The sequence below is a fragment of the Formivibrio sp. oc-25 genome, from assembly GCF_055810895.1.
Genome location: NZ_JBVVOL010000001.1, coordinates 1 through 11,879, shown reverse-complemented (window position 1 = coordinate 11,879; position 11,879 = coordinate 1). Strand labels below are relative to the sequence as shown.

At 58.5% G+C, this 11,879-nt stretch carries 11 protein-coding genes; 3 read left to right on the top strand and 8 right to left on the bottom strand.

Going from position 1 to position 11,879, the window contains the following annotated elements:
• Positions 1-6: 6 nt before the first annotated feature.
• Positions 7-1,020: an ABC transporter ATP-binding protein gene (locus AC0KVQ_RS00055; RefSeq protein ID WP_473419058.1), complete on the top strand. Its 1,014-nt coding sequence runs from the start codon at positions 7-9 to the stop codon at positions 1,018-1,020.
• Positions 1,021-1,043: 23 nt separating this feature from the next.
• On the opposite strand, the gene AC0KVQ_RS00050 is transcribed toward AC0KVQ_RS00055, so the two are convergent.
• The 4 genes from AC0KVQ_RS00050 to AC0KVQ_RS00035 all read right to left on the bottom strand — a co-directional run bounded on the left by AC0KVQ_RS00050 (position 1,044) and on the right by AC0KVQ_RS00035 (position 5,478).
• Complete coding sequence (locus tag AC0KVQ_RS00050) at positions 1,044-2,081, bottom strand: hypothetical protein (RefSeq protein WP_473419057.1); 1,038 nt, start codon at positions 2,079-2,081, stop codon at positions 1,044-1,046.
• Entirely contained in the window at positions 2,081-3,022 is a 942-nt protein-coding gene (locus AC0KVQ_RS00045; protein WP_473419056.1) for a hypothetical protein, read from the bottom strand. Before AC0KVQ_RS00045 ends, AC0KVQ_RS00050 begins: the two co-directional genes overlap by 1 nt.
• A gap of 16 nt (positions 3,023-3,038) precedes the next feature.
• Positions 3,039-4,739 carry an ankyrin repeat domain-containing protein gene (locus AC0KVQ_RS00040; RefSeq protein ID WP_473419055.1) on the bottom strand — a complete coding sequence of 567 codons (1,701 nt, stop codon included), beginning with the start codon at positions 4,737-4,739 and terminating at the stop codon, positions 3,039-3,041.
• A 151-nt stretch (positions 4,740-4,890) separates the two neighbouring features.
• The gene (locus AC0KVQ_RS00035) at positions 4,891-5,478 is read right to left on the bottom strand and encodes a hypothetical protein (RefSeq protein ID WP_473419054.1); all 588 of its coding nucleotides are present in this window, start codon (positions 5,476-5,478) and stop codon (positions 4,891-4,893) included.
• Positions 5,479-5,678: 200 nt separating this feature from the next.
• Between AC0KVQ_RS00035 and AC0KVQ_RS00030 the strand changes: the two genes are divergently transcribed.
• Together AC0KVQ_RS00030 and groL are read left to right on the top strand one after the other, a co-directional pair.
• Positions 5,679-5,969 carry a co-chaperone GroES gene (locus AC0KVQ_RS00030; RefSeq protein ID WP_473419053.1) on the top strand — a complete coding sequence of 97 codons (291 nt, stop codon included), beginning with the start codon at positions 5,679-5,681 and terminating at the stop codon, positions 5,967-5,969.
• A 71-nt stretch (positions 5,970-6,040) separates the two neighbouring features.
• Positions 6,041-7,675 (top strand): chaperonin GroEL, encoded by a 1,635-nt coding sequence (gene groL / locus AC0KVQ_RS00025; protein ID WP_473419052.1) that lies wholly within the window; start codon positions 6,041-6,043, stop codon positions 7,673-7,675.
• A 317-nt stretch (positions 7,676-7,992) separates the two neighbouring features.
• On the opposite strand, the gene AC0KVQ_RS00020 is transcribed toward groL, so the two are convergent.
• The 4 genes from AC0KVQ_RS00020 to AC0KVQ_RS00005 all read right to left on the bottom strand — a co-directional run.
• The gene (locus AC0KVQ_RS00020) at positions 7,993-9,159 is read right to left on the bottom strand and encodes an NAD(P)H-dependent flavin oxidoreductase (protein WP_473419310.1); all 1,167 of its coding nucleotides are present in this window, start codon (positions 9,157-9,159) and stop codon (positions 7,993-7,995) included.
• A gap of 147 nt (positions 9,160-9,306) precedes the next feature.
• Positions 9,307-10,563 carry a glutamate-5-semialdehyde dehydrogenase gene (locus AC0KVQ_RS00015; protein ID WP_473419051.1) on the bottom strand — a complete coding sequence of 419 codons (1,257 nt, stop codon included), beginning with the start codon at positions 10,561-10,563 and terminating at the stop codon, positions 9,307-9,309.
• A 60-nt stretch (positions 10,564-10,623) separates the two neighbouring features.
• Positions 10,624-11,415 carry a trypsin-like serine peptidase gene (locus AC0KVQ_RS00010; RefSeq protein WP_473419050.1) on the bottom strand — a complete coding sequence of 264 codons (792 nt, stop codon included), beginning with the start codon at positions 11,413-11,415 and terminating at the stop codon, positions 10,624-10,626.
• A gap of 68 nt (positions 11,416-11,483) precedes the next feature.
• A partial coding sequence (locus AC0KVQ_RS00005) for a hypothetical protein (protein ID WP_473419049.1) occupies positions 11,484-11,879 on the bottom strand: 396 nt, incomplete at its 5' end.

Genomic DNA, 11,879 nt, shown 5'->3' with positions numbered 1-11,879 from the left:
ACAGACATGGCAACCGTTCAACTGAAAAACGTCAACAAATGCTTTGGTGCCACCGAAGTGATTCCGGATGTTTCCCTTCAGATTCCGCATGGTTCCTTCACCGTATTTGTTGGCCCGTCCGGCTGTGGCAAATCCACCTTGCTGCGCCTGATTGCCGGCCTGGAGGATGTCACCCGCGGCGATATCCATATCGATGACAAGGAGGTCACCTTTGTGCGCCCGGTGGACCGGGGGATCGCCATGGTGTTCCAGTCTTATGCGTTGTACCCGCACATGAGTGTGGAAGAGAACATCGGTTTCGGACTGAAAATGGCCAAGGTGCCCAAGCAGGAGATCAAACAGCGCGTGCATGCGGCAGCCGCCACCCTGCAACTTGATCATCTACTGGCGCGCAAACCCGGTGAGCTATCCGGTGGCCAGCGCCAGCGTGTAGCCATTGGTCGCGCCATTGTGCGCGAACCCAAGGTTTTCCTGTTCGATGAGCCGCTTTCCAATCTCGATGCCGCGCTGCGTACCCAGATGCGGGTCGAACTGGCCCAGCTGCACAAGCGTCTGGGCGCCACCATGGTGTATGTGACGCACGATCAGGTGGAAGCCATGACACTGGCCGATCAGATCGTGGTATTGAATAAGGGTAATATCGAGCAAATTGGCACGCCGATGCAGCTCTACCAGAATCCGCGCACCCTGTTTGTGGCAGGCTTTATCGGCTCTCCCAAGATGAACCTGATCAGCGGTCAGCTGGCAGAGGCCTGGCAGGCGCACACCATCGGCATCCGCCCTGAGCATCTGGAAATCATGGAGGAAGGCGGTACATGGCAAGGTACGGTGCTGCTGTCGGAACGGCTGGGCAGCGATACCTATCTGCATCTGGACGTGCCAGGCGCCGGTACGCTGATCGCACGCGCGCCCGGAAACTCCGGTCACGTCGCGGGTCAGCGCGTCGGATTGTCGCCACAGCCAGACTGTCTGCACCGCTTCGATTCACAAGGGCTGGCAACCCGTGCCGGCCATGCCTGACAGAACAGAAGCCAATCAGAAAACTAACGCCCGGCAGTACGTGTATAAACGATACCCTTTTCCTGAATGATCAGATTCAGCTGCTCGGGCGTGATGAAGAAACGCGAATCGGGATAGCGGGTATCCGCCATTTCGTACCAGGTTTTGCCCTCATGGCGAAAAGTCTTGGTCAGCACGACCTGATGCCCGGCCAGTGCCGGTGTCTGCTCTACCCCTCGCGGCTGCGAACCAGCGGCCACGGTTGCCACATTCACCATGACCGGCTGGCCACGCTTCAGGCTCGCTTGAAACTTGGTGCCGGGAACGATCTCGACCTTGCCAAGCGATTCGGCAAGCAGGATGACCTCGCCACCATTGAGCCCCTGTTTCAGGGCATTTTGCGGATCGTCCCGCACTGCCTGGTGGCGCCACTCGCCTTGCTGGATCAGGCGCTTGGCTTCCTTTGCCACATCGTCATAAGGCAAGCCGGATGCCGTGGCCATCGCTGCTACGGCGCAATCATTGCCATGTTGCTGGCCGACAGTACTCAGACGTGGACCTGATCGGTCTGCGGCGCGGATCAGCGCCTTGTCGTCAGCATTTTTCCAGACCGCCTGCCAGCCCTCCTGCACCTTTTCTGCCGTCAACTCGTCCTGACCTTCAAAGCCGATATCCTTGAGGGCACGCTCAAGGCGCTCTTGCTTGTCCGCGGGCCAGCGCAACTTCTTGGCCAGAATCAGGATGCCGAGCGGAACACGAATATCGTCCTGCGGAATCGAATTGAAAAAATCGCGCTCGCCAGCAACGGCTTCGCGGATGATTTCCAGATCACGGTATTCCTTTTTGTACTGTTGCATGCGCTTGGCAACATCATCGCGCCATAACTGACAACCTATGACTTTTTCGGTGTGGGATGCGGCCACCGATTCGCATTCGGCATTCAGGGCCTTTCGGTCCTTTTCGATTTCTGCACGTTGTGCTGCAAGCCGGTTTGCCATATCTGCCAGAAATGGCGCGCTGGACGCCAGACACGGCCAAACCAGCGATGCGCCAAGAAACAGTCGGGCAAGGCGCTTCGCCATCAAGGCAGTGCCTCGTTGATGGTGAACGTCAGATAGCCTTCCTTGTTCAGCGTAAGCGCCAGATCCTCGCGCAACTTGGCCATCGCGGCAGATTCCTCGGGCGTCAGCTGTGTTTTCGCTGCCAGCTGGTCGATTTCCTGCTGCATAACCATCTTTTGCTCGCGTACTGCTTCGCGCTGCTGCAGCAGCGCCTGCATTTCGGGCGTCATTTTTTCTGGCGGAACAGGCTTCTCCTGCAAGATCACGGGGGTCGGCTCAGGAGGCAATGGCGGCGCTGCGGGCAATTCACCTGCCAGCGGGCCACGGGTATCAAATCCGGACGAAGCAGCTGCCCGCAAGTCTTCCAGGTCTGTGCCCGTCACCGGAACGATTGAGCCATTGGGCTGGCCAAAAAACGGGGCGCCGCGGGCACGCAGATCGACAGCTGGGCCGGGACCGCCCGGCAATCCCTGCAGTGAGGCGGCGAGCTCCTGGAGTTGCCGCTGTCTGGCCGCTTCGGCTTCTTGCAAAGCCTTCTGGCGGCGCTGCTCCTCTTGAGTCTGCTGGGCCTGGATCGCCTGCTGCTGGGCCTGATCGCCTTCTGTGCGGGTTTTCTGTATCCGCTGCAACGTGGCCGGGTTGGGCGTCATCATCTGGTCGAGACTTTGCTGCAGCCCTTGCAGGATCATCATATTGCTACTGGGCTTGGTACTGCGACCGGAAGAGGAATAGCCAGATCTGCCGGACCCTGACGACGAGGACGAAGAGGCAACATCGCCCGGGCACGGCATTCCCGGATAAGGCACGCACACCGGGCCAGAGACTTCCGGCACGCCGGCCTGCACAGCCAGCGGCAAGCAACCGCCTCCGAGCAAGACTGCCAGAAACAGCGAACGCAACCCATGCCGCTCCGCCTGCGCAGCGGGAAAGCGACGAGATGCTTTATCCATAACCTTGCTCATGGCAATTTCCTGCAGATTATTTGGCTGGTTTGAGCTGCAGATTGACGCGATCCGTACCGCTCACCGTCACGGCATCGCATACCTCATCACAAAGCAGGCAACAGTTGGATGGCACACCCGCCATGTTCACGCAGTGATAGCTCGTCTTGTAACGCGACCACAAATACTCAAGCGTGATGCTGCGTGCATCCGGCGCCAATCGCCCGGTAACCGGGTGCATCTGGGCAGGGATCGTGCAACTGTTTGCGCCGGCATAAGAACCACCCTCGACCGAGCCATCCAGAACACCATTGCGCTGGTTGAGCGTAAAGGAAAGGCCGGCATCCGAACGGATCAGGATCTTGTCGCCGGAAATCGTGGTGGTATAGCCGCGGCCACCGGCATCGGTCCAGCGTCCCTGCATGCCGCGAATCTTTCCATCCTCCTCCCGCGCCATGCGGACTTCATAAATCTTGTCCTGTGCGGTTTGGGCCCTGGGGTCTGCCGGTGCTGCGGCAATAAACAGCGCGAGATTCTTCTCGGCACTATCAAACTTGCCCTGCTCGGCCTGCAACTGCCCGAGGTTGAAATAGCCTTCCGCCCACCACGGTGCCAGGCGCAAGGCCGCAGTGATTTCATGTTCAACCAGACTGACATCCTGCCCCTTCTTGAGGAGGTAGGCACTGCGTACCAGATGTTCGCGCGCTTTTTCCGGCAGCCCAGGCACCGGCGTCAAGGATGCGGCATAACGCACGATCTTTACGCGCAGCTCGCCTTCGGAAGCACTGCCGGCCTCGGCCGACTTGGCCAGGGCTGCGGCATACAATGCCAGCGCCTCGCCGGGGCGACCCTCCTGTGCGGTACGGTCAGCCAGCATCATTTCGTTGCGGACCGCGCGATCGACCCAGGCGGCGATCACGGTCGCAACCTCGGTGCGGCCTTGCACCTGCACCGCATCCACAGGGGTTGCCCCGCGCTTTGCCGCACTGATGCCACGCCGTACAGCGAGCGCCATGCGGTCATTGCCAGCCGCAGGGGCAGACGTTTCGGCCCGTGCCAGATCCAGCGCAGTCGAGCCATTTTTGTCCTTCAGGCCAGCGTCGACGCCACGCTCCAGAAAGAATTGGGCCGCTGGCGCATTGCCATTTTTTGCCGCCAGATGCAGGCCGGACTGGCCATCGGCATTGATTGCCAGCGGATCGGCGCCGAGCGCAACCAGCATCCTGGCCAAGCCGGCATCATTTGCCAGCAGAACGGCGGTATCCCCAACGCGATTGCGCGCCTTGGACGACGCGCCATGCTTGAGCATGAATTCAGCCAGCGGCTTGTTTCCCCTTGCCAATGCCAGCAAGAGCGCCGTGTTGCCGGCGGCATCCGTCAACTCCAGCCCGGCACCAGCCTCGACCAGCAAACGGGCAGCATTATCCCGTCCGTGGATGATCGCCAGCATCAGCGGCGTCAGCCCGGACGCCGTAGCCAGATTGATCTGGGCTTTGCCATCCAATAACTTCCTGATGGCCGGCACCTGCCCGGCACAGGCAGCCGCCTGCAATGGCGTCAATATTTTCTGGCCCGGACAAGTGGGCAAGGCCACGCTCAGGCTAGCCGGAACATTGACCTCAGTCGTGCCCGGCTTCAACAAGCCATCCAGCGCCGCCGTATCCCCGGTCAGCGCAGCCTGCGTCATACGCTCCGGCACACTGGCACAACCCGCCAGAATCCATGCCGACAAGAACATCACCATCACCGGCAGAGACCTTCTGCTTCCCTGTCCGGATGCAACATGCTTACACATATACCGTCCAATCCACCCAAAATAAGCTGATTCCTTACATCGTATAGGATTTTCCCTAATACCACTACGCCGTTAAGGTTATCAGCCTGGGCATTCAACGGGCCTGATCGATTACCGACAACATTTCGCCAGTCCGAATGGAAAACCGGAATTGCCGCCCATCCACGGTTTTCAGGTGGAACTCGCCGGCGGCATCGTCAAAGCGCTGCTCTGCGAGCCAGAAAAAATGACTGACGGTGCGGCGAAGCCGTGATGTATCCGCCACCAGCTCCCTGATCGGGTAACGCTTGATTTCCACTCCGCTCGCATAGAAAGCCAGTGCCAGCTGATCCAGGGAAGAAGCCCAAGGGCCGAGGCGAACCAGATGAACCCCATCGCTGGCAGGAAAAACCGTAAAGGCATACCAATCGATCACCCACAAGGGGGTCGTATCGCCGGCCGGATACAGTCCGGACTGTTTGTAGCGCTGGCGAAGCACTGCATCGCGCTCGATCAATCCCGCATCATCCGGCCCATCCGGATCAAGCAGGCTGCGGTCTTGCCTGGCCAGCATCACCAGGACATAGTTGCCACTTGCCACTTCCTGCATGTAATCGCGTGCCGGACGCACCTGATCAGCCCGGGCAGTCGACATCAATACCGATAGCACGAACAACAGCAAACCTATTACCGATCTCATCATCACCCCTTTTATTGCCGCGTATCATGCCCCCAATCTAGCGGCCAACGCTTATCGACATTTTAAACTTTCCCCTCTTGAAAACCCCTGCCTGCACCCCTATCATTGGCACTCGTTAGCCGAGAGTGCTAACAGTAATTTCAAGCAATTGAACTGTTGCTGTTTTGTGCTGGCTCAGCATTTTTCACAGGAGAATTAACACCATGAAAATCCGTCCGTTGCACGACCGCGTTGTAATCAAGCGCGTTGAAGCCGAAGAAAAAACCGCCTCTGGTATCGTTTTGCCGGGCGCTGCAGCAGAAAAACCCGACATGGGCGAAGTCGTAGCCGTGGGCACCGGCAAGCTGCTGGATGATGGTTCCGTGCGCGCACTGCAACTGAAGGTAGGCGACAAGGTGATCTTCGGCAAGTACAGCGGCCAGACCGTCAAGGTCAATGGCGACGAGCTGCTGGTGATGCGCGAAGAAGACGTGATGGGCGTCGTCGAGGCCTGATTCCGGCCTGGTGTGATTCCTCAAGGCAGGGGTTTACTCGCCCTGCAATCTAAAGTTTTGGAGAATTGAAAATGGCTGCAAAAGAAGTCAAGTTTGGTGATTCCGCCCGCGCCAAGATGGTGGCTGGCGTTAACGTTCTGGCCGATGCCGTTAAAGTGACCCTGGGCCCGAAAGGCCGCAACGTTGTGCTGGAGCGCTCCTTCGGCGCCCCGACCATCACCAAGGATGGCGTTTCCGTTGCCAAGGAAATCGAACTGAAGGACAAGTTCGAAAACATGGGCGCCCAACTGGTGAAGGAAGTGGCTTCCAAGACTTCCGATATCGCCGGTGACGGTACCACCACCGCTACCGTGCTGGCCCAAGCCATCGTGCAAGAAGGCATGAAGTACGTAGCTGCCGGCTTCAACCCGACCGATCTGAAGCGTGGTATCGACAAGGCCGTAGTGGCACTGGTTGGCGAACTGAAGAACATCGCCAAGCCGACCACCACCAGCAAGGAAATTGCCCAGGTAGGCTCCATTTCCGCCAACTCCGACACCGATATCGGCCAGATCATTGCCGATGCCATGGACAAGGTCGGCAAGGAAGGCGTGATCACCGTTGAAGACGGTTCCGGCCTGAACAACGAACTGGATGTCGTGGAAGGCATGCAATTCGACCGCGGCTACCTGAGCCCGTACTTCATCAACAATCCGGACAAGCAGATCGCTGCCCTGGAAAGCCCGTTCGTACTGCTGTACGACAAGAAGATCTCCAACATCCGCGACCTGCTGCCGGTACTGGAGCAAGTTGCCAAGACCGGCAAGCCGCTGCTGATCGTTGCTGAAGACGTCGATGGCGAAGCGCTGGCTACCCTGGTAGTGAACACCATCCGCGGCATCCTGAAGGTTGTGGCTGTGAAGGCTCCGGGCTTTGGCGATCGTCGCAAGGCCATGCTGGAAGATATCGCCATCCTGACCGGCGGCACCGTGATCGCCGAAGAAGTTGGCCTGACCCTGGAAAAAGCTACGCTGGATATGCTCGGCCAAGCCAAGCGCATCGAAGTGGGCAAGGAAAACACCACCATCATCGACGGTGCTGGCCAAGAAGAAGCGATCAAGGTTCGCGTAGCCATGATCCGCAAGCAGATCGAAGAATCGACCAGCGATTACGACCGTGAAAAACTGCAAGAGCGCGTGGCCAAGCTGGCCGGCGGCGTTGCCGTGATCAAGGTTGGCGCTGCCACCGAAGTCGAAATGAAGGAAAAGAAAGCCCGCGTGGAAGATGCGCTGCACGCTACCCGCGCCGCTGTGGAAGAAGGCATCGTGGCCGGTGGTGGCGTTGCGCTGCTGCGTGCCCGCGCTAGCCTGGGCAAGATCGAAACCATCAACCACGATCAAGAGCAAGGCGTGAAGATCGTACTGAAGGCCATCGAAGCCCCGCTGCGCCAGATCGTGGCCAACGCAGGTGACGAGCCTTCCGTGGTGATCAACAAGGTGCTGGAAGGCAAGGCCAACTACGGTTACAACGCCGCTACCGGCGAATACGGTGACCTGGTTGAACTGGGCGTGCTGGATCCGGCCAAGGTAACCCGCTCCGCACTGCAAAACGCTGCTTCCGTGGCCGGCCTGCTGCTGACCACCGACTGCATGGTCGCCGAACTGCCGAAGGCCGAAGCACCGGCTCCGGACATGGGCGGCATGGGTGGCATGGGCGGCATGATGTAAATCCGGTTTGCCTTCCGGCCGATTTCTTTGTCGGCTTCGGATTCAGCGCCTCGCCGTGCTATTTGCACTGTCTCGTTGCCGAATCCTTGCCTTCGCGAACTCGACCGGAAGGCTGCCCGGATTTCATCAGCAACAACAAAAAACCACGCTTCAGCGTGGTTTTTTGTTTCCAGAGAAAACACCCCGCAGCCTGGATTCGCCGCAGTTCCTTACGCTCAGTGCGCCCTACGATTTGCACCGTACGTGGTGCACGGCAAACAAAAAGCGCTGACAGGCAAGCTGCAGCGCTTTTTGTTTTGTCCTGCCAGCAAGCGGAATCAGGCCGTTTGCAGATCTTCCGGCTTATTGCCCGTGAGCATGTAATCCATCAACTCGCGCGCACTGCGGATTGCCTCGCCAAATGGCAGGGTTTCCGATCCGCGGAAGAACAAGCCCTTGCCTACCTCGCCATGCATGGCAGCAGACAACTTCATATCAATGCAGAATTGGCCAACCTTGGACAGACCGTCGCGCAGGCCGCATACCGACAGACAGTTCAGTCCTTGCGTGCAGCGTGCCAGATCCGCCTTGGCGTTGGCTTGCAGCTTTTCCAGCCGGTTCAGGTAATTCCGCAGCCAGGGCGTAAGCACCGCGCGCGCCGGCAGGCCAGCGACGCTCATGAACTCGACGATATCTTCCCGCTTGGCTTTGGCCAGCACATCCTTGAAGCCGGGATGGGCATCGCTTTCATGCGTCACGGCAAACGCCGTGCCCAATTGCACGGCAGCCGCCCCGCTGCCAAGGTAGTGACGAACCTTCTCGTAACTATTGATACCGCCCGCGACAATCAGCGGCACCTTTCCCGTGAGATCAAGTTCCTCGAACAGATGCCGGGCTTCGGCCAATACGCGATCAAAACTGAATTTCGGGTCATTCAGGTCTTCAATGCGCGCGGCACCCAGATGCCCGCCGGCATGGTTCGGGTGCTCGATCACGATGGCATCAGGCAGATGCCCCTTCTTCATCCAGCGCTTGAGCACCACATTGATGCCACGCACATCGGAGAGAATCGGAATCAGCGCCACATTCGGGTAATCGGCAGTCATTTCCGGCAGATCCAGCGGCAGGCCGGCGCCCATCACGATGGCATCCGCACCCGATTCACAGGCCTGGCGCACCATCTTGGCATGGGAGTCGACCGCTTTCATCACATTGACCGCCACCAGTCCGTTGCCGGAGGCATTTTCCCGGGCAAGGCGGATTTCCCGATCCAAGGCCACGCAATTCAGGGCATCGAGCTCATCTTGCGCGCGCGTCTGTTTGCTGGCTTCGACCAGATCGGCATGGTGATGGCGCAGGTCGACACTGGCAATCGTGCCCACTCCACCTTCCTTCGCCACGGCACCGGCCAGACGGTGGGCGGAGACCCCCACACCCATGCCACCCTGCACAATCGGCAGCAAGGTTTTGCCGCGTATGGTCAAAGGTTCGAATTCATGCTGAATCATGGTCTTCATGGGGATCGCTAACGCCGGATGGTCTGGAAATCGAAGTGCGCGGAGATTACCGCAGTCCGCAAATCTTGTCTGCAAGATATGACAAAGGGAGGCAAACAACCTACTTGCCTCCCTTGTAAAACATGCCGAATCAGATCAGGTGCGGATATGACCGTCGCCCAACACAACCCATTTCTGGCTGGTCAAGCCTTCCAGGCCAACCGGACCGCGCGCATGAATCTTGTCGGTGGAAATGCCGATCTCTGCACCCAGGCCATATTCAAAACCATCGGCAAAGCGCGTCGATGCATTCACCATGACCGAACTCGAATCGACTTCTCGCAGGAAACGGCGCGCCTTGGTGTAGTTTTCGGTGATGATGGCATCGGTGTGCTGCGAACCATAGGTGTTGATATGGTTGATCGCTGCATCCAGATCCGCCACGATTTTGATCGACAAAATCGGCGCGCAGTATTCAGTCGCCCAATCTTCCTCGGTTGCCGCAAGCGCATCGGTCACGATCGCGCGGGTACGCTCGCATCCACGCATTTCCACGCCCTTGCTGCGGTAGATTTCGGCCAGCGGCGGCAAGACTAGGTCGGCGACATTTTCGTTGACCAGCAAGGTTTCCATGGTATTGCACGGCGCATAGCGCTGGGTCTTGGCATTGTCGGCGATGCGGATTGCCTTTTCCGGATCGGCCTCGTCGTCGATATACACGTGGCAGACACCATCCAGATGCTTGATCACCGGCACACGCGCATCCTGCGCGATACGGGCGATCAGGCTCTTGCCGCCGCGCGGCACGATCACGTCGACGTATTCATTCATGGTGATCAGTTCACCCACGGCAGCGCGATCCGTGGTTTCGATCACCTGCACTGCCGTTTCCGGCAAGCCGGCAGCGGCCAACCCTTCGCGCACACAAGCGGCAATCGCCTGGTTCGAGCGGATCGCTTCCTTGCCGCCGCGCAGAATGGTGGCATTGCCAGCTTTCAGGCACAGCCCGGCCGCATCGGCGGTCACATTCGGACGCGCTTCGTAGATGATGCCGATCACGCCCAATGGCACGCGCATCTTGCCAACCTGGATACCGGTCGGGCGGAACTTGAGGTCGGTCATATCGCCGATCGGATCAGGCAGCGCAGCGATCTGGCGCAGACCTTCGGCCATTGTTGCCACGGTCTTGGCGGTCAGCGTCAAACGATCGATAAACGAGGCCTCGAGCCCTTCGGCCTTGGCAGCCGCCACATCTTCGGCATTGGCCAAGAGCAGCTTGTCGGCATCGCGTTCGACGGCTGCAGCAATGGCCTCCAGCGCACGATTCTTGGCGCCGGTATCGGCTTTGGCCATCAGGCGGCTGGCGGCGCGGGCCTGGCTGCCAAGCTGTTGCATGTAGGCTTGAATGTCCATGCGTATCTCTAAGAAATGCGGTAAATAAGAGCGATTCTAACAGCCGCAAGCCAGCAGTGCTTATTTCGGCCGGCGCGGCAACTGGATAACCGTGACGGCAGTGTTATCAACCTTGTCGCGATTGAACCAGTCCGGCGCGGCGCTTTGCACAGCAATCAGCAATGGGCCCTTTTCGGTTTCCAGCCACAATGGTGAACCGCTATCGCCAGACAAAGTATCACATTGATGCTCCAGCGTATTGTCGTCAAATACGCCCGTCACCACGCAATGCCTGTGCGTAGTCAGTACCTGATTGTGATCGTGGGCAAAACCAGCCTGCGTAACCTTGTTGCCATGGCGCTGGACCAACGCCAGCAGATCATCAGCATGGTTGCCGGTATAGATCCGCATCGGCTGCGGCGCGACGCCCTCCTCCAGCCGTACACGCATCCAGGCAATATCCAGCGCGGATACCTGCGGCTGGATGTAGACATCCTCACCGACATAATCGAGCCCGGTGCGGAATTTGGGATGGAATATTTCACCCAGCACACGATAGCGCGCCTGCCACTTGCCATTGTGATAGCCCGCCCAGAACCACTTCCCATGATCAAGCTTGCGTGGCGTCATCAAGAAGCAATGTGCAGCCGTTATCGCCAGCGTCGGTGTTACCAGCGTTGCAGTACAACGGCTCTCACCAGCCGTCTCCAGCTTGCCAATGGCCGCGTAGGGCCTGGGATAGGGTGCAGGCACAAAAGTACGATCATCCTTGCCGAAAAACAGCGCCAAACGCTCGGCATCCGTTTCCGCCATGGCGGGCAAAACTTGGGTGGACTGAAGAACGATCCAAAGGAGAATCAAATAGCGACGCATCAAATTTCCAGAAATTAAAAACAAATGGGGGCGCCAAAGCGCCCCCATTCGTTTACCACATTTGCTTATTACTTGGCAGCAGAAGCTACAGCAGAAGCCTTCTTCTCGGCTTGTGCCTTGGAAGCTACAGCGGAAGCCTTCTTCTCAGCTTGTGCCTTGGAAGCAACGGCGGAAGCCTTCTTCTCAGCTTGTGCCTTGGAAGCTACAGCGGAAGCCTTCTTTTCAGCTTGTGCCTTGGAAGCAACGGCGGAAGCCTTCTTCTCAGCTTGTGCCTTGGAAGCTACAGCGGAAGCCTTCTTTTCAGCTTGTGCCTTGGAAGCAACGGCGGAAGCCTTCTTCTCAGCTTGTGCCTTGGAAGCTACAGCGGAAGCCTTCTTTTCAGCTTGAGCCTTGGAAGCTACAGCGGAAGCCTTCTTCTCAGCTTGTGCCTTGGAAGCAACGGCGGAAGCCTTCTTCTCAGCTTG

Coding starts and splice junctions, on each gene's coding strand:
- AC0KVQ_RS00040 (WP_473419055.1), bottom strand. CDS start 4,739: ATGTTCTTGTCGGCATGGATTCTGGCGGGTTGTGCCAGTGTGCCGGAG.
- AC0KVQ_RS00010 (WP_473419050.1), bottom strand. CDS start 11,415: ATGCGTCGCTATTTGATTCTCCTTTGGATCGTTCTTCAGTCCACCCAA.
- AC0KVQ_RS00055 (WP_473419058.1), top strand. CDS start 7: ATGGCAACCGTTCAACTGAAAAACGTCAACAAATGCTTTGGTGCCACC.
- AC0KVQ_RS00045 (WP_473419056.1), bottom strand. CDS start 3,022: ATGAGCAAGGTTATGGATAAAGCATCTCGTCGCTTTCCCGCTGCGCAG.
- AC0KVQ_RS00050 (WP_473419057.1), bottom strand. CDS start 2,081: ATGGCGAAGCGCCTTGCCCGACTGTTTCTTGGCGCATCGCTGGTTTGG.
- AC0KVQ_RS00030 (WP_473419053.1), top strand. CDS start 5,679: ATGAAAATCCGTCCGTTGCACGACCGCGTTGTAATCAAGCGCGTTGAA.
- AC0KVQ_RS00035 (WP_473419054.1), bottom strand. CDS start 5,478: ATGATGAGATCGGTAATAGGTTTGCTGTTGTTCGTGCTATCGGTATTG.
- groL (WP_473419052.1), top strand. CDS start 6,041: ATGGCTGCAAAAGAAGTCAAGTTTGGTGATTCCGCCCGCGCCAAGATG.
- AC0KVQ_RS00015 (WP_473419051.1), bottom strand. CDS start 10,563: ATGGACATTCAAGCCTACATGCAACAGCTTGGCAGCCAGGCCCGCGCC.